The organism is Citrobacter gillenii, from assembly GCF_013337685.1.
Classification (GTDB): Bacteria; Pseudomonadota; Gammaproteobacteria; order Enterobacterales; family Enterobacteriaceae; genus Citrobacter; species Citrobacter gillenii.
The window spans coordinates 126,018-142,168 of record NZ_SUQN01000006.1; the positions used below are offsets into that span (position 1 = coordinate 126,018).

The 16,151-nt window shown below is 49.8% G+C and carries 12 protein-coding genes; all 12 read right to left on the reverse strand.

The features are described 5' to 3' along the window. Position 1: 1 nt before the first annotated feature. The gene (locus FCH32_RS15085; RefSeq protein WP_174361150.1) at positions 2 to 268 is read right to left on the reverse strand and encodes a PAAR domain-containing protein; all 267 of its coding nucleotides are present in this window, start codon (positions 266 to 268) and stop codon (positions 2 to 4) included. Between the two features lie 372 nt (positions 269 to 640). Continuing rightward, on the reverse strand, positions 641 to 1,528 hold the full coding sequence (locus FCH32_RS15090; RefSeq protein WP_174361151.1) for a formylglycine-generating enzyme family protein: 888 nt from the start codon (positions 1,526 to 1,528) through the stop codon (positions 641 to 643). After that, positions 1,525 to 2,412, reverse strand: a complete 888-nt coding sequence (locus FCH32_RS15095; protein ID WP_174361152.1) for a formylglycine-generating enzyme family protein — start codon at positions 2,410 to 2,412, stop codon at positions 1,525 to 1,527. The genes FCH32_RS15090 and FCH32_RS15095 overlap by 4 nt, the downstream gene beginning before the upstream one ends. Next, positions 2,409 to 3,305: a formylglycine-generating enzyme family protein gene (locus tag FCH32_RS15100; protein ID WP_420838403.1), complete on the reverse strand. Its 897-nt coding sequence runs from the start codon at positions 3,303 to 3,305 to the stop codon at positions 2,409 to 2,411. Before FCH32_RS15100 ends, FCH32_RS15095 begins: the two co-directional genes overlap by 4 nt. Continuing rightward, complete coding sequence (locus tag FCH32_RS23245) at positions 3,305 to 5,584, reverse strand: hypothetical protein (protein WP_244958427.1); 2,280 nt, start codon at positions 5,582 to 5,584, stop codon at positions 3,305 to 3,307. Before FCH32_RS23245 ends, FCH32_RS15100 begins: the two co-directional genes overlap by 1 nt. A 28-nt stretch (positions 5,585 to 5,612) precedes the next feature. Beyond that, the gene (locus FCH32_RS15110; RefSeq protein WP_174361154.1) at positions 5,613 to 8,102 is read right to left on the reverse strand and encodes a type VI secretion system Vgr family protein; all 2,490 of its coding nucleotides are present in this window, start codon (positions 8,100 to 8,102) and stop codon (positions 5,613 to 5,615) included. A 376-nt stretch (positions 8,103 to 8,478) separates the two neighbouring features. After that, on the reverse strand, positions 8,479 to 9,126 hold the full coding sequence (locus tag FCH32_RS15115; RefSeq protein ID WP_153880004.1) for a hypothetical protein: 648 nt from the start codon (positions 9,124 to 9,126) through the stop codon (positions 8,479 to 8,481). 77 nt (positions 9,127 to 9,203) lie between these two features. Further along, the gene (tssH, locus tag FCH32_RS15120) at positions 9,204 to 11,828 is read right to left on the reverse strand and encodes a type VI secretion system ATPase TssH (protein WP_174361155.1); all 2,625 of its coding nucleotides are present in this window, start codon (positions 11,826 to 11,828) and stop codon (positions 9,204 to 9,206) included. A 160-nt stretch (positions 11,829 to 11,988) separates the two neighbouring features. Continuing rightward, positions 11,989 to 12,480: a type VI secretion system tube protein TssD gene (tssD, locus tag FCH32_RS15125; protein WP_117342662.1), complete on the reverse strand. Its 492-nt coding sequence runs from the start codon at positions 12,478 to 12,480 to the stop codon at positions 11,989 to 11,991. Between the two features lie 17 nt (positions 12,481 to 12,497). Beyond that, on the reverse strand, positions 12,498 to 14,162 hold the full coding sequence (locus FCH32_RS15130; RefSeq protein WP_174361156.1) for an OmpA family protein: 1,665 nt from the start codon (positions 14,160 to 14,162) through the stop codon (positions 12,498 to 12,500). A gap of 3 nt (positions 14,163 to 14,165) precedes the next feature. After that, positions 14,166 to 14,807, reverse strand: a complete 642-nt coding sequence (gene tssL / locus FCH32_RS15135) for a type VI secretion system protein TssL, short form (RefSeq protein WP_117342663.1) — start codon at positions 14,805 to 14,807, stop codon at positions 14,166 to 14,168. A gap of 5 nt (positions 14,808 to 14,812) precedes the next feature. Next, positions 14,813 to 16,150, reverse strand: coding sequence for a type VI secretion system baseplate subunit TssK (gene tssK / locus FCH32_RS15140; protein WP_117342664.1), 1,338 nt, complete (start codon positions 16,148 to 16,150; stop codon positions 14,813 to 14,815). Position 16,151 lies beyond the last annotated feature (1 nt).

Consider the following 16,151-nt stretch of genomic DNA (forward strand, 5'->3'; position numbering starts at 1 on the left):
TTTATCCTATTGATGCTTCCGGTGCGCTTGAAATAACCTGACATCCACACATACTTCGACAACCATCGACAACTATCGGCTTCCCATCAGAAAACCATTCTGGCGAGCCTTCAATGATAGGGTTAACGCCATGAAAAGGGATAGGACAACTAACCATATCGCCCAGGAGTGCCACTGTTTTTCCTTGTACAAACATCGTCGAAGATGCAGATATAACCGTTCCACCGTGCGTTGTTTTATCACCCAACAATACAAAACCTTTTGACATAATCAACTCCAAAATAAGCAGTACGAACATTGATAAAATAAATAAACCGCAAAAAACACACAGATAGAAACAGCATTCAAAAAGTATTTATAGCTAATTACCTTATTAACTTATCATTTATATTTTGATGCAATTTAAAATAAGCGAGATTGTGGTTGCGGTTGGGGAATTTACGAGATAACTCCTTTTAATAAATACATTTACCTTAATGTATTTTGTCACGCCGTTAACGCAATTAATATAACACACCAATAAACCACGAATAATTAGAGAGTAACTTTTTTTGACCACCACCCGAGCAAAAGATAGTTTTCATTTATTTAACGAATGAGCCAGATAAACTTATCTATTATTCCGCAATCTATCTGAAAGCTATTTCACATTCACCACGCAGCGAAAGCCAAAATTGGGAGGGAATTCGTTATCTTCTGCTTTATGCCCGTCAAAAAGTGGGGAAGGGAGACTCGACTTACGAAACATGGTCAGGGCATATTGATAATCTCCTCCTGAGTATCCCCTCATAATTTTCTTGTCGCCGCTCTCCGGTCCCTGTGGGTTATCAACCGGCGAGTGCGCATAGTAGTCCGCCGCATACCAGTCATTAGCCCATTCATCACCGCTTAGCCCCATGTCATACAACCCCAGTGGATTGGGGGGATATTTCCCGACCGGGTAAATCGATATCCCTACATCGTTCATTTTTGCTCTTTCATCAAAGGTGGGAACATTGACTCCGCGCTCTATTTTTCCGTTACTGGTGGCATAGGGCAAATACTGTCCCCGGGAGCGGGCCGCGTATTCCCACTGCGCTTCGGTGGGTAAATCCCCCCGTTTACCCGACATTTTACCCAGCCACAGGCAGTAGTCTTTAGCCATCTGCCAGGGGACGCTGACGGACACATTATCCGCCAGTAACTTTCCATCAAAGATATAAGTAAGCTTTTTGCCATGGGTGATTTTTATATACTCATTATAATCTTTATAAGTGACCTTATATTTGCCAATCATAAAGTCACTCAGCCTGACCTTATGCAGGTATTTATCATCCTGGTTCATGCTGAAGGGCAGTTTTTCCCAAATCAGCGGACCGAAGTCCCCCATTAAAAACTCACCGCCCGTGACCGGGACCATATTATCCAGCGAACGCTTCACCAGCGCCTGCGTGAGCTGCTGGTTTTCAGCACTGGTGCTGTTATCACAGCCGGTCAGTAGCAGCAAAAATATTCCTGGGGTGATAACTTTAAGAATATGCGTCGTCATCCGTTATTCACCACGCAGCGAAAAACAAAATTAGGGAGGAATTTATTATCTTCAGTCTTACGCCCGTCTAAAAGCGGAGAAGGAAAATCTGACTCTCGAAACATGGTCAGGGCATACTGATAATCCCCTCCCGCATAGCCCCTCTGCACTTTCCTGTCGCCACTCTCCGGTCCCTGTGGGTTATCAACCGGCGAGTGCGCATAGTAGTCCGCCGCATACCAGTCATTAACCCACTCCTGACCACTTAGTCCCATGTCATACAATCCCAGTGGATTGGGGGGATATTTCCCGACCGGGTAGTAAGGAAATCCCGTACCAGTCATTTTCAATTTTTCATCAGAGGTTGGGACATTGACACCCTCTTCTATTTTTCCGTTACTGGTGGCATAGGGCAAATACTGTCCCCGGGAGCGGGCCGCGTATTCCCACTGCGCTTCAGTGGGTAAATCCACCCGTTTACCCGACATTTTACCCAGCCACAGGCAGTAGTCTTTGGCCATCTGCCAGGGGACGCTGACGGACACATCATCCGCCAGTACTTTTCCCTTCCACAGATAAACGAGTTTTTTCCGATGGGTGATTTTAATATACTCATTATAATCTTTATGTGTGACCTTATATTTGCCAATCATAAAGTCACTCAGCCTGACCTTATGCAGGTATTTATCATCCTGGTTCATGCTGAAGGGCAGTTTTTCCCAAATCAGCGGACCGAAATCCCCCATTAAAAACTCACCGCCCGCGACCGGGACCATATTATCCAGCGAACGCTTCACCAGCGCCTGCGTGAGCTGCTGGTTTTCCGCACTGGTGCTGTTATCACAGCCGGTCAGTAGCAGCAAAAATATTCCCGGGGTAAGAAACTTCAGAATATGCGCCGTCATCCGTTATTCACCACGCAGCGAAAGCCATAATTGGGGGGGAATTTATTATCCTCAGCCTTATGCCCGTCCCAAAGCGGAGATGGAAAGTTCGACTTACGAAACATGGTTAGAGCTGCCTGATAATCTCCTCCTGAGTACCCCCTTAACACCTTCCTGTCGCCGGTTTCCGGTCCCTGCGGGTTATCAACCGGCGAGTGCGCATAATAGTCCGCTGCATACCAGTCATTAGCCCACTCCAGACCACTTAGTCCCATGTCATACAATCCCAGTGGATTGGGGGGATATTTCCCGACCGGGTAAATGGGTACTCCTATATCATTCATTTTTGCTCTTTCATCAAAGGAGGGGACATTGACTCCGCGCTCTATTTTTCCGTTACTGGTGGCATAGGGCAAATACTGTCCCCGGGAGCGGGCCGCGTATTCCCACTGCGCTTCAGTGGGTAAATCCACCCGTTTACCCGACATTTTACCCAGCCACAGGCAGTAGTCTTTGGCCATCTGCCAGGGGACGCTGACGGACACGTCATCCGCCAGTAACTTTCCACCACCAATATAAGTGAGCTTTTTATGATGGGTGATTTTTATATACTCATTATAATCTTTATGAGTGACCTTATATTTGCCGATCATAAAGTCACTCAGCCTGACCTTATGCAGGTATTTATCATCCTGGTTCATGCTGAAGGGCAGTTTTTCCCAAATCAGCGGGCCGAAATCCCCCATTAAAAACTCACCGCCCGTGACCGGGACCATATTATCCAGCGAACGCTTCACCAGCGCCTGCGTGAGCTGCTGGTTTTCAGCACTGGTGCTGTTATCACAGCCATTACAAAAAATGATTGTTACTAATAGCGCGGCGCAGTATTGCTTATTCATTATGATATCCTTAATTAAGCCGTTCTGGTCTGTCCGTCATCACTCATGGGGTCATATGTCTGTTGCAGGTCAATCAACGCTAAATACTGATCCATTAATTTATCGGGTATCGGTTTGAACGGATCTTCTGGTGCAATACAGTCAGGAAGATTGCTATATAACTCAGGTAGTTTCTTACCGTAATGGGTAAAAAATATAGAATCATTCTCACCATCGGAAAGGAATGTAATTACCGTCTGCTCATTTTTAATGCGGTCACCTTTTGTCGCCCCCGGACTTTCAGTAATATGCTGCATAACATTGTCGTAATCCGCTTTACTCTGCACCCATTTCAACGCCAGGAAGATGGCCTGCTTACGACGTTTCATTGGTCCTAACTTCCAGGAGTTAAACGTGAGCGGGTTATTGTTTTGGTTTCGCGGATCGAGAGGGTCTGCCCAATTGATATCCATTAGCTGCGCTATCAGCGCGCCTTTGGTTTCCGGTGGCGAGTATTTAAACTGATCCGGGTTATTCAGCACACTCTCCATCAGCTTAACCCGATTATTTTCCTCAGTTAAATCATTAAGTAATTGAAAAACGATATCCGTTGTCTCACCGACCATAACGACCGCCGCCTGGACGCCACGGGCCGCCATAATTAAGGGGATGGCGCACAATGCCTGAAAGGCATCTAATTCCATCATGTCGGCTAACTTCTGATAATCAACGCTGCGCAGCATATACATAAAGCTTTTCATAAAGGCAAAATAGCAGCCGCTATCAACCTCGAACCCCAGACTCCCCTTTGCACCGGCTCCCCAGCAAAATGCCGCTTTACAAAAAATACGAAAACGCCCCTGGATGTAGGTGACGTAGAAAACCGCACTTCCCCCGGCACCCGCCTGTAGCGATACCCCCAGTTCCAGCTTCGCAATTGCCGCAAATTTCCGTTCTTTACTGACGATGGTTTTATCGTCCGTCTTCCCGACGTTAGCCGGAGGCGTGTCGTCAGGATGCGGGTCGAACCATTCTATGGCACCGCTGATATTGCCCCCGAACTGGGCACCCACAAAAGCGCCGATTTCTCCTCCGCCCTGTGCTTCAGGCGTTTCCGGAGTATGTAAATTAATTGTTCGTTTGCCCGGTAGCGGCGGGGGAGGAAGCTCCGCAGGGCGGCCTTTAATACCGTAACCTTTGCCCATTTCACCACTCCAGTCGAGCGTTGCGCCAACCTCAACGGCTACACTGGCTCCGACACTGCCGGACAACACCATCTTCAGGGCAAAACGCAGCGCCCCCATATTACAGATACCGCCAGGTGTTTGTGGGGTATCGGCTTTTGCCGGAAACAGCAGACTGATGCCTAATCTGTCCGGAACATAGAGAGTGCTTTCTGCTTTCGCTTCACCTAACGCAAAGCTGGCGTGCCCTTCAATTTTCCCTTCGACCTTACCCTGAAGTGGATTAAATTCCACGGATGCCCCTGCACCATGGCTAAATCGCATGAGCTGGGCCTGAGCGCTAATATCAACATACTGATGATAGACGGACTCGTCAGTATTCCCTCCCTTCGGCCAGGTCAGCGATTTATTCATCTCTTTTGCCCAATCGCTGACAATTGTGTTGCTGTCCTCACAAATATCAAAATTGAATTTAACAGAGGCTTCTTTCAGCTGTTTTTTGAGTTCCTGGGGGTCTATTTTTGCCTGGCGCACAGTTTTATTAACAGTTTTTCCGTTTTTATCTTGCGCAGTGATATTTTTGTCATGGTACTTAATAAAGCTAGCTTCACCTGTTTTTTTATCAACATTGCTAAGCTTATACCTGCGCCAACCTTCTTTGATCTTATCAGAACGAATATAAGTTTTTTTGAATCCAGTGACAGAGTTTTTATTAAGGGGAATTAACTCCATGATGCCAATGGCACTCTCCTTCATTTTTTCATCCAAAAGTTCCCCTTCAGGGACATTGGCCGTGAGAGTCATTAATTCCTGGCGAAACGCTTTATTGGCTTTATTGAGTGCGGCGTATGCTTCTGTTACCTTACTCTGAAGCTGTCTTTCTGGTACGCTATCAGCTTGTTGAATTGCCGCATAATTGGCTTCATCAAGATCTTTCTGTGCCTGTAGCTGTTTTTCCAGTAATCCTGATAAAAAGTAATGTTCCTCCTTAATTGTTTTCTCAGCGCCTGCGTCAACACAGAGTATGGTCGCGCTACCTGGGTGGAGATAAAGTTCTGGATCGTATTTACCTTTAACAACTTTTCCCGAACCTTGCGCAGACGTTTTAGTTTTTTCTTCACCTGTTGCCATAAACACCTCCCTGTTTAAAATTAAAAAATCAAAGTAATTCGATATCTAAAGATTCAGGCTGTGCGGTATATACGGTAATGGTTTTACCTTCGGCATCCGTTACCCCCTCATATACGTTTCCCTCCCCTGTTTTAATTCGATAAGGCACGAAAGGCATAATCTCTCCGGAATCCTCATCTTTGGCGATAAAAAAATCATTAAACCCTTTCGGTAACTCTGGTTTTGGCAGATCGTAATCCGCAGCCATTAATTTCTGTACGTTGATAGATTTGAGCAGAATATTTTTTGGACAGCCTATCTCCACATTTCCGCCACTGAGTTTGATATAAGCTCCACCGCAGTTGAGCACCAGCTCGTCGGCTGCCGTCACGACCACTTTGCCCTCCACGCTTGTGACGGTAATGTCCTTTTTCGCCACGGTGTCTATCCCGTCATCCTGGGCCTGGATTTCAACCTTCCCCTTTGCAGCAAATAAACGTATACCCAGCTTCAGGGCCAGCAGACTGATGGCTTCCCCGGCTACGGCAGTAAATTTCTTCATCACGCTGATATCTGTATTACCACCCGCGACCAGCCCCACGCTTTCACTGCCTGATGACAGACGCACCGACTTCGGACTACTGATGCTGATGTGCTCCGGTGCATTGAGCACAATCCCTGGCTGAGTAAGAGTGTTTAACGCTGTATTCAGTGCCTTTGCTGTATCTGAATCTGCCGGCCAGGCCTGTGCGATATCGGCAGCATTCGCCAGGGCATCACTCACAGACAGCGCCTGAACCATTTGCGCGGCAGCATTTTTCATCTCCAGCATCCTGTCCGAAGCTTTGCTCTGCCGGTCCGAAGTGATAAAAACCCCTTTTCCGCCGCGTACCGCCACCCAGTCGTCTGTGCGCAGCTCGGCCCCCTCTCCCCGCAGCGCACGCTGTGCATCCACATTATGCCCAAGGTTCAGTTGCGTCTTCCCGCCGTACTCGGTGCTGAGCTTGATGTGCTCCTCGCCCCGTTTATCTTCCATACGCAGCTTGTTGTTCGCCGGCGTACGGATGACGTTACGCGTGTTGTTTGCGTCCGTCACATGGTCCGGGTGCCGCGAGTCATGCAGCGCATGGGCGATATACGGTCGGTCCGGGTCTCCCTCGTGGAACGCCACCGCCACCTCCGTACCCTGTATCAGCGGGAAGTGAATACCGTAGGTGTCACCGCCGTAGGGTTTGGCCAGGCGCAGCAGCATGCTCTCGTAACCCTGCTGTTTGCTGTCCCGGTCCGCGTCGAACTTCACCCGGTACAACCCTTCCGCCGTCTGGTGAGCATACATATCCCCGCTCTTCGGGCTGCTGACCCGCGCCGTCAGCGTGCCGCTCACCTTCGGCCTCGGCTTCAGCGACGGGCGCCAGCACTGCGTCTCACTGTATGGTACCGCTGCCAGCGACACTTTCAGCGCATCCTTCCTGCTGCCGCTGAAACCGGTGCGGATGACCACCACCGGCTGCTGCAGCACGCCCGGCAGCGTCGACGGCACGCTGCTGTCCGTTACCGTCAGCACCTGCCCCGGACGCAACCCTGCATCCGTACTCACACCCGTTATCAGCGTCTGCTCCGCAAGAAAACGCTCATGGTCCAGCGTCGCCCAAAAGTTCGCCGTCTCCGGGGCCGGGTCGGATGCATCCCCCGCCTCCAGATGACGCGGTTTGTAGTGATACACCTCGCCATAGCGCATTTCCTCGCCTTCACCGCCGGTGATATCCGCCCTCGCCGACTGCAGCACTTTCTGCGCTTCACGGTGGTTGTAATCTTTCGCTGTCACCCCTGCTTCCGCCACCTGATACCGGATGTTCAGACTCCAGACGGAGTCTGCCCCGCTGTCGCTCATCCCTGACGGACTGTCCAGCGCCAGCCGTTTGTCAAACTCATACGCACTCTGCCTGTCCGCAAAATGCACCACTTCCGTGCGCGTATCCGGCTGCAGTGTGAAGAAGTAAAATATCCCCACTTCCGCCAGCAGACGCTCGATAAACGCCAGGTCACTCTCCTGATACTGATTTATCTGTTCACGCTTCGGATAACTCTGCGTCAGCGTGAACTCATACTCCCAGCCGCGCAGCGCGTGCTCCTGCAGGATTTCGCCCACCACCTCCGGGACCGATTTATTCACGAAGAAACGGTGCGTGCGGAACTGTTTATCCAGCAGGGAGAGATAAGGCTCCACGATGATTTCGTGGCTGACCTGGTCCCGCGACCCCGCCAGACGCCGGAAGTGGGTGACCACACCGTGCACAAACTTCACCGGCCGGGCACTGAGTAATTCCCCGCCTTTCATCGTCAGTAACACCGGCTGGTTCAGGAACATATCGGCGGTCAGTTCTGAAGTGCCACAGGTAAACCGGACTGAATAATGATAAAGGACGCTTAACTGCTCCAGCCCCTCAAAACGTTCGACATCTAATTCATACGGGCATGAGGAAATAGTCAGACTATAGCGATTAAGCGAGGCTTCTGGTGTTGCTGGTTCCAAATTCATAGGGTTAACTCCGTTTAATAGCCCGACGTCAAAATCAGTTGAAAAAATGCGCTTTATAATTCATCAGAAAATTACTGCTCGCCATACCCCGATAAATAATCAGAACATCATTTATCAAACGCATATCGATAACTGACAAGCAACGCCCTTCGTGTTAAATTAAATCGTTATAGATAATCATCCCAATGACTACGCACGTGAGGCCAGAAAAGCCGCATCAAAACGTACCCTAAAAAAATCAATAAAATGCTTACCGCACCCCAGAAATATCGATAATTATCTTCAGAAATAAAAAAGAACCAAATAGAAAAACCGATACCCAGAGTGCATAAAATATCACCTACTGCGAATATACAAAAATACATCAAATATATAGTTATATTTCTAAACTTCCCAGACCATCCAGAAAACATTGGCAAACCTCATTAAAACAATCTATATTTGTATTACTAATATCAATCGCTTTCTCAAAGGGTTTCACAATATCCTCAACAAGGAAATAAAGAAGATCCAAATCCCCCCGATCTCTTAGCTTTTGATAGTGAGACGGATTTCTTTCGGCAAGATAGCGAGATGTATAGATTGCTCTGGATACCTCCGCCCCCACTGCAAGAATTGTACCTATAGCAGCACCTGAAAAAAACGCAGCGACCAATCGTTCTGAGATCAGAATACCAAGATTAATGCCAGTTAATTTAGAAAATAACACTTTCCCTGCAATATTCCCGGAAACCCTCTCCGCCATTAAAACAAGATTTACTCTGGAAGCAAAATCATCAATAAAAACTCCAATAACTTTACCTATCAACTCCTTATTGAATGTTACTCTCTTAATAAGTAACGCAAACCTGTATGTATCATTCTGATTATTCCAACGATGTTCTGTATCCAGAAAATCATAGGCCAGATACCCCATGCTCACTGGGAATGATATAAATCCTTTTGCCAGAGCACCTAAAAAACCAGAATGATCAACATTAATCGCATCGAGCATATCTTTTGCTATATCTTTTGCACTATCCATATTTAGTCCTTTAGAAAAAGGTACGACACAGCACAAAATAAAGCCCAGCGATATGCTTATCACTGGACTTTATTTTCTCATTCGGGATCTAATATGAGCTCAATGCCCCCTTCATCACTCCAGCCCAAGGTAAGCTGCTGAGGTTTTTGCTGTGCGGCAAGATACGTTAACAACTGCTGGCTGAGTACTGGCAAGATTTGTTGATTCAGTAGACTGTCAATATTCCTCGCCCCCGTATCCGGCAGCAGGCAAGCGGCGGTCAGGGCATCAAAAAGGTTCTCGGATATCGTTGTGGTGATACCGTAGTGACGCAGTAATCGCTGGCTAACCTGATCCAGTTTCATCTGTACAATCGTACGTAACGCCGGTTCACTGAGCGGATGGTAGATAATGGTCTGGAAGCGCGCCAACAAGGCTGGCTGGAAGTGATCGCGTAAAAGTGGACGCAGTAGTTCATGCAAACCAGACTCTGTCGTTTCCGGCTGTTCATCCAGCATCTGCATTACAGAATCGCCGCCGAGATTGGAGGTCATCAAAATAACCGTATTGCGAAAATCGATTTCACGACCTTCACCATCGCGCATAAAGCCACGATCGAACACCTGGTAGAACAGGTTCATGACATCCCTGTGCGCCTTTTCTACTTCATCCAGTAATACCACGCTATAGGGGCGTTTTCGCACGGCTTCCGTCAGAATTCCGCCCTGACCATACCCTACGTATCCCGGAGGTGAGCCTTTGAGCTGGCTCACGGTATGCGGTTCCTGATATTCAGACAGATTAATGGTAATCAGCGACTTTTCACCGCCAAACAGGATGTCGGCCAGCGCCAGTGCCGTCTCCGTTTTCCCGGTCCCGCTGGGTCCTGTGAGCAGAAACACGCCCTGCGGGCCGTTTTCCGGTGTAAGGCCCGTTTTTGATGCACGCAGACGCTGCGCAATAGCGTTCAGCGCATACTCCTGGCCAACAACGCGTTTACCCATTTGGGTTTCGAGCGTCAGCAAATCGGCCTGGGAATCCTTCAGTAATGAGGAAATAGGAACACCGGTCCAGTCAGCAATTACCGTGGCAACAGTACGTGCATCCACATCCGGAAACAGCAAAGGATTACCCTGCTGAAGTGCATTAAGCTTGTGCTGCAATTCAGTCGTTTCTGCCTGACGCGAAATATCACGACGGCAGTCAATAAGCTGCTCAGTGAGGGTCATTTCCTGACCATACTGGGTTTCGCGTTCATCAAGTTCGACCAGCAGACAGTTTTCCTGCTGTTCAATTGCCGTCAGTCGTTCAGCATGTTGACCATTGCCTACGGCGATATCTTCAAGTAGTGCCTGCTTTTCCATTGCAAGCGCGGTGATCTCTGACTTTAAACGCGTGAGGGGTTCAGGAACAGTATCAAGACTCATCCGCACCCTGGCACCTGCGGTATCCAACAGGTCAACAGCTTTGTCCGGCAATTGTCTTCCCGTAAGATAACGGCGGGAGAGCGTAACAGCAGTTTTGACCGCTTCATCGGTGATATGCACGCCGTGGTGTTTGGCATAGCGCGATTTCAAACCACGCAGCATCAGACAAGCCGTTTCATCATCCGGCTCATCCACTTTTACCATTTGAAAGCGCCGTTCCAGCGCGGCATCACGCTCAAAATATTGTTTATATTCGCTCCAGGTGGTCGCCGCGATGGTCCGCAGCTCCCCTCTGGCTAGAGCAGGTTTGAGCAGATTAGCCGCATCCGCGCCCCCCGCCTGATTACCTGCACCAATGATGGTATGAGCCTCATCGATAAACAGCAAAACTGGCGTTGGGGACTGCTGCACGGCATCAATAATGTTTTTCAAACGCTGTTCAAACTCACCTTTCACTCCCGCTCCCGCCTGAAGCAGGCCAAGATCCAGGGTGCGCAGCGTCACCGATTTCAGGCTATCCGGTACGTTACCTTCAGTAATGCGAAGCGCCAAGCCTTCTACCAGCGCGGTCTTACCCACTCCTGGCTCACCGACCAGAATCGGATTATTTTTCCGCCGACGTGACAATACATCCACCATCTGGCGAATTTCATTATCGCGACCAAATACCGGGTCGATATCGCCGGCACGCGCTTTCGCGGTCACGTCCAGGGTAAATTTATCCAGTACACCTTGTAATGCTGGCGACAACGTCGACTGAGCCAGGCCAGGACGCACTTCGTCATCTGGAAAAACCTGCGCCAGAGCGGCTTCTTGCTGTCTTTCCGGACGCTCATCCGACTGGGCATTTAGTAACGGCAGGAGCCGTTCCAGTTGGGTATGCCCGGCGCTCAGAAGCGGCCACAAACCATCACACTTCAGTAGCGAAGGCTTTCCCACCAGCGCCATCAGCAGATGTACGCCGCGTATTTGCGAATTTTCATCCGTCGCGGCACATAGCCAGGCCTGTTGCATTAAAGAAATAAGCGGTTCTGACAGCTGCGGACGGCTTTTAACGGAACGAGACTGGACATCAAGATGTGCCAGCAACGACTGCCAGAGATTATCAATATCCCATTCATAGCGCCGAGCGATTACCGTAATATCGCCCTCCCCTTGCTCCAGTAACTTCAGTAACCAATGCTCAGGTGTAATTTCTGCATGCGCTCGCGTTTGACATAACGATGCCGCAGCTTCAAGAGCCTGCGCGCAGTAAGGGTTGAGGCGCCGTAATAACACTGCTGACTGATGTTCCATTTGCTTCCTGACTCCCTGTATCCAGACACGCTACCGCCCCTGGCCGTAATCCAATGCCCATAAGGTAATATTGACGTTGTCACTCTCTGCTGAACGTGCTTTCCAAGCGCTCAGCAGAGAGCAAAAAAAACGGATGAGGAAATCCTCATCCGTTTGGGTATTACGCGGTAGTACGCTCGTTCCAGGCGTCTGAATGGATGATATTGCCATCCTTGTATGTCCAGACGATCTTCTCGTAGCGCAGCTCAAGCTGCTCCAGGTGGTTGTGCTTCTCCTTGGCAGGGTCCTTGATGTCGTGCATCACTGGGTTTACTTTCACGACTTTGACGTTATGCAAAGTCGTATTGAAGTACTCCACTTCCTGACCCGCATCATTGATGCGATACCATTTAAATTCCGCCTGGCGCAAGGTCTGACCCGTGGTAACAGCCTTGTACAGATACGGGCTGGATGCATCGATTTCCTTGGTGAACATGAACGGCGTATGAATACGCGTCCCGGTCAGCTTACCGGTGTTATTATCGGTAGGGATGTACAGGTTATGTTCCTGAGCCACCACTTCGATACTGCCCTCACGATCTTTCACATCAACAGAACCTTTGATGTCCGCGCCGCCGTCGTCCTTCAGCCATAAGTAGACTGGAATAGCCATAATTCTTTCTCCATTTTTTACTTCGCTAATGCGTCACCGCCTTCCGGTGACGGTTCCTTCATACCCGGCGTCCGACAGGCATCAGCCTGCGGCACCAGACTGATTTCTACACGACGGTTGGCAGCCCGGCCTTCCGGCGTATCGTTTGTTTTATCAGGGCGCGATTCACCGTAGCCCTGAACGGCAAAGCAACTCTCAGGTACATCGCCGGTGTCACGCATCCAGTCACGAACGGACTCCGCGCGTTTGAGAGAAAGTTGCTGATTTGATTTCTCATCGCCAACATCATCGGTATGCCCAGCGACAACAATCAGCCAACCCGGTTTGGCTTTGATATTGACCAGTGCGGCGATGAGAATTTTGGTTGAATCCGCTTTTAAGGCCCATTTGCCGGTATCAAACAGCGACATACTGTCGAGACGGACGGTTTGCGGTGCTGCGATCTTCGGTTTTGCAGGAGGCACCCAGTCACTGATAGCCGCCCGAAGCGGAGGAATCAGTCTCATACCCTGATATAGGCCCATTGAAAGAGAAAGCGGTTCACCACGCTGGTACCAACGATCAAGTCGCTCGATATCACGCCGCAGTTGGTCCTGAGCCTGAATTTTAGGTTCGACGGGATTGCCAGTCAGACGGCTATATAAAGTCAGATGATCGTTTGTGACTCTGATCAGATGCTGGTTATTGATAAAACTGAACAGCATCGCCAGACCAACAAAAACACCACACAGCAAGCCACTCACGCCTACTGTGCGTTGAAATGCCGTTAATGCCCGGCGACGAGATAAAAAAGACAAAGCCAGATCCGGAAATGGCAGTAAAACGGATTCAGAAGACACTGCAGGAGAAAGCGTTGTCTGACTGGCAATATGCTGCTGCCACAGATTATTTTCTCTGCCGCTTAAAGAAGTGAAGCACACCACGCGCAAAGCTGAAAAAAGAGACGGAACATTACGCCCGGCATCGCCTTGCACGATTTTTAGCCAATTCAATAAGTTATCCAGCCATATGGCATGGGTAAGATGAAAATGGCGAGCCGGACGCTCTTCCGAAGAGAATGGGGCAAAATCGTCTAAGCCCGTGGCAGACTGCACCTCCGCATCCTGAGGCGTACGAATAAACCAGCGCGCAGTTTCTTTACAGTCAGGATAATTCAACCAACAGCACAACCATAACGGTGGTATTCCTGATAGCCAACGCCGACTCTGCATTACCACACGCCGCCAACTGAGCAGCATGTGCTTAAGCGCGTCTTCATCGTTATGCTGTTCCGGGGTCAACGCCAACATAACGGAAACCCGCATCAGAAGACCCGGACGTTGTACCGCTATTTGGCGAACCAGAACCGCAAAATGTTCCGGTGTCTGGACGCATAGATACCAGCCCTGTGAGCTTTCACAAGAAGCCCCCCGTGCGACAAACAATCGCTCACTATCACCACACACCAATACCACCGGCCCTTGAAAACTTTCAGGGGGTAGAGGCACTTCAATACCCGAATGATCAGATGCAAGTTGGCTATAGTGACGCCAGCCATAAACGATCCCTGGAATGGCCAACACCAAAATCAGAACGCTAAGACCGCCTCGCACACCGGTACTTACCGGGCTGAATCCCCAGATCAACAACAATGCCAACACGGTTGCCAGCACGTAGTTCACGATCCCTCGCAACTGGATCATGTCTTAACCTTGTCCAATAAGCAGAGTAACCTGCTCCTGCAGGACGTGAGAAAATACCAGCCACATGGCGCCTAACGTCACCGCCCCCACAACCCAGGCCGACCACCAGCGACGCTGCCCACCAGAAAAACCTGAGGCTCGAATGACCACAGGAGCATCGTGCTTTAATTTAAAAGGCATAGCCTGAGCCGCCAGCGCTTCAAGCACATCCTCACGACGTTCATCTCCCTGCTCACGATAACGGCCAACAAAACCGAGCGTGACCGCACGATAAAAACAGGTTAATACCGCGATATCGGGAACGGGCTCCCGAAGTACCGTACGGATACGTTCCCAAAGCTCTTCTCCGGCGTTGGTGGTATTGAAATAGCGGGCTTGCAATGGTGTGGCCAGCCAAGTGATATAACCGCTGTCCTGCCGATTACGGTTCAATACGCTTTCATCCAGTAATGCACATTGCGTATACAGCATGTGTTCAACGCTATGATCGCTGTATCCCATTTCACGTAAGGCTTCACGCGCAGAATCAACCCACTGACAGGCGCGCCGATAGAGCGCGGCCCCATCGTCTACGTCGGCGCCACTACGTAGCTGGCTTACGGCAAGCCAGGCAGGCCAGAAAACCTGATCGATGTCCTTCTTCATGTCGTTTAATCCCTTAATACTGCGAACAGCTCAAGTTGAATTTCTCCTAGCGTTCCTGGGACATAGAAGGCGCAATTACCCGCCTCCAGCATTGCCTGGGCAGCAGGATGATTAATCTCAAGCGCAAAATATTGGTTTTCCAGTCGTAACGGGATAGCCGCAGGTACATGAGTCAACGGTTTTAAAGGCACACCACTGAGCGCCACATTGACGACATCAGACACATCGGCTCGGCTCCCTGCTTTGCAAAGCTGTGGAAACTGCGTCAGGAGTAAATGCGCAGGAAGATCCGAACGGACAGAAAGGTAAAAATCAGCCCCTTCACGCAATCGGGCATCCGCCAGAACGCCATACCAGAACTGTCGCTCCTGTATCAGTTCAATAGAGACAACACGAGAAGGCAGGCTGGCTTCCAGCAGTTCTACCAGCAGGGCAAACAATGGCGGGAATACGCGATCTGGATGGGTATGCTGATAAGGCGGTACAGCATTGACATCATGATCCAATGAAAACGTCAGGAGACTGCCTGCCAGTCGCGCCAGTTCTCGCCACAGTAGTTCAGGATGTCGTCCGGGATTTTCTAGCATTTCACTCAGCACGGGCTCCGCGCTATTGAGCGCATTTAGCAACCAAAAAAGCGATACATCTGCTACGGCAAAATCTGCCATTCGTTCGTTACTTTCGCGTCGCAACGCCATCAAACGGCGGCATCTGGCCCGGATGCGGTGCACCAAATCGCTCAGTAAATTCATCAATAAGGGGCTTGCCGTGAGTGAAAGTGAAGGCGGTAAAAAATCCCCCCCTAACTCCCATTGCCCTTGGGCATTTCGAATAAGACAAGCGACCGGACAGGTCAGATAAGCACTGTTATCATCATGGGCATACCGCAGCGTAATAGCATTCCGTAATACCGCCATATCAGTCCGTTCCTGGCCGGATAAGTCCTGGACGGGTAACCACTCCTGTTGCCAGCGACAAGGGCGACTGACACCGCCCCCTAATGACAAATTGCCGCCGTTTGCAGAAAGCAGCGGCAATGCCAGCACGACATCAACGTTGTTGTAGCCAGTGAGATGAGATAAATCACACGCCGGAGGCAGGTTGTCTGAAACACTCGTGTCCACTAACGTACCGTCAGGGAAACGCACGACCAGATTGACCGGATTTAAGCGAAAAACAGCCAGTGCACTTTCGTCAAACTCTGCGCTGATGACTCCCCACGGAGATGACAGTGACATACGGGCAACAACGTCAGCCACATAAGCATCCCAGCGTGTTTGTTGCTGAAACTGTTGGGGGGCCAGAAAGGCCCCTTCGCTCCATAATGGACGATAAATCTTCATC

What these genes read in the sequence shown, in the direction of transcription:
- FCH32_RS15090 (WP_174361151.1), bottom strand. Translation starts at nt 1,528, where the DNA reads ATGACGACGCATATTCTTAAAGTTATCACCCCAGGAATATTTTTGCTG.
- FCH32_RS23245 (WP_244958427.1), bottom strand. Translation starts at nt 5,584, where the DNA reads ATGGCAACAGGTGAAGAAAAAACTAAAACGTCTGCGCAAGGTTCGGGA.
- FCH32_RS15115 (WP_153880004.1), bottom strand. Translation starts at nt 9,126, where the DNA reads ATGGATAGTGCAAAAGATATAGCAAAAGATATGCTCGATGCGATTAAT.
- tssK (WP_117342664.1), bottom strand. Translation starts at nt 16,150, where the DNA reads ATGAAGATTTATCGTCCATTATGGAGCGAAGGGGCCTTTCTGGCCCCC.
- FCH32_RS15095 (WP_174361152.1), bottom strand. Translation starts at nt 2,412, where the DNA reads ATGACGGCGCATATTCTGAAGTTTCTTACCCCGGGAATATTTTTGCTG.
- FCH32_RS15085 (WP_174361150.1), bottom strand. Translation starts at nt 268, where the DNA reads ATGTCAAAAGGTTTTGTATTGTTGGGTGATAAAACAACGCACGGTGGA.
- tssD (WP_117342662.1), bottom strand. Translation starts at nt 12,480, where the DNA reads ATGGCTATTCCAGTCTACTTATGGCTGAAGGACGACGGCGGCGCGGAC.
- tssH (WP_174361155.1), bottom strand. Translation starts at nt 11,828, where the DNA reads ATGGAACATCAGTCAGCAGTGTTATTACGGCGCCTCAACCCTTACTGC.
- tssL (WP_117342663.1), bottom strand. Translation starts at nt 14,807, where the DNA reads ATGAAGAAGGACATCGATCAGGTTTTCTGGCCTGCCTGGCTTGCCGTA.
- FCH32_RS15130 (WP_174361156.1), bottom strand. Translation starts at nt 14,162, where the DNA reads ATGATCCAGTTGCGAGGGATCGTGAACTACGTGCTGGCAACCGTGTTG.
- FCH32_RS15110 (WP_174361154.1), bottom strand. Translation starts at nt 8,102, where the DNA reads ATGAATTTGGAACCAGCAACACCAGAAGCCTCGCTTAATCGCTATAGT.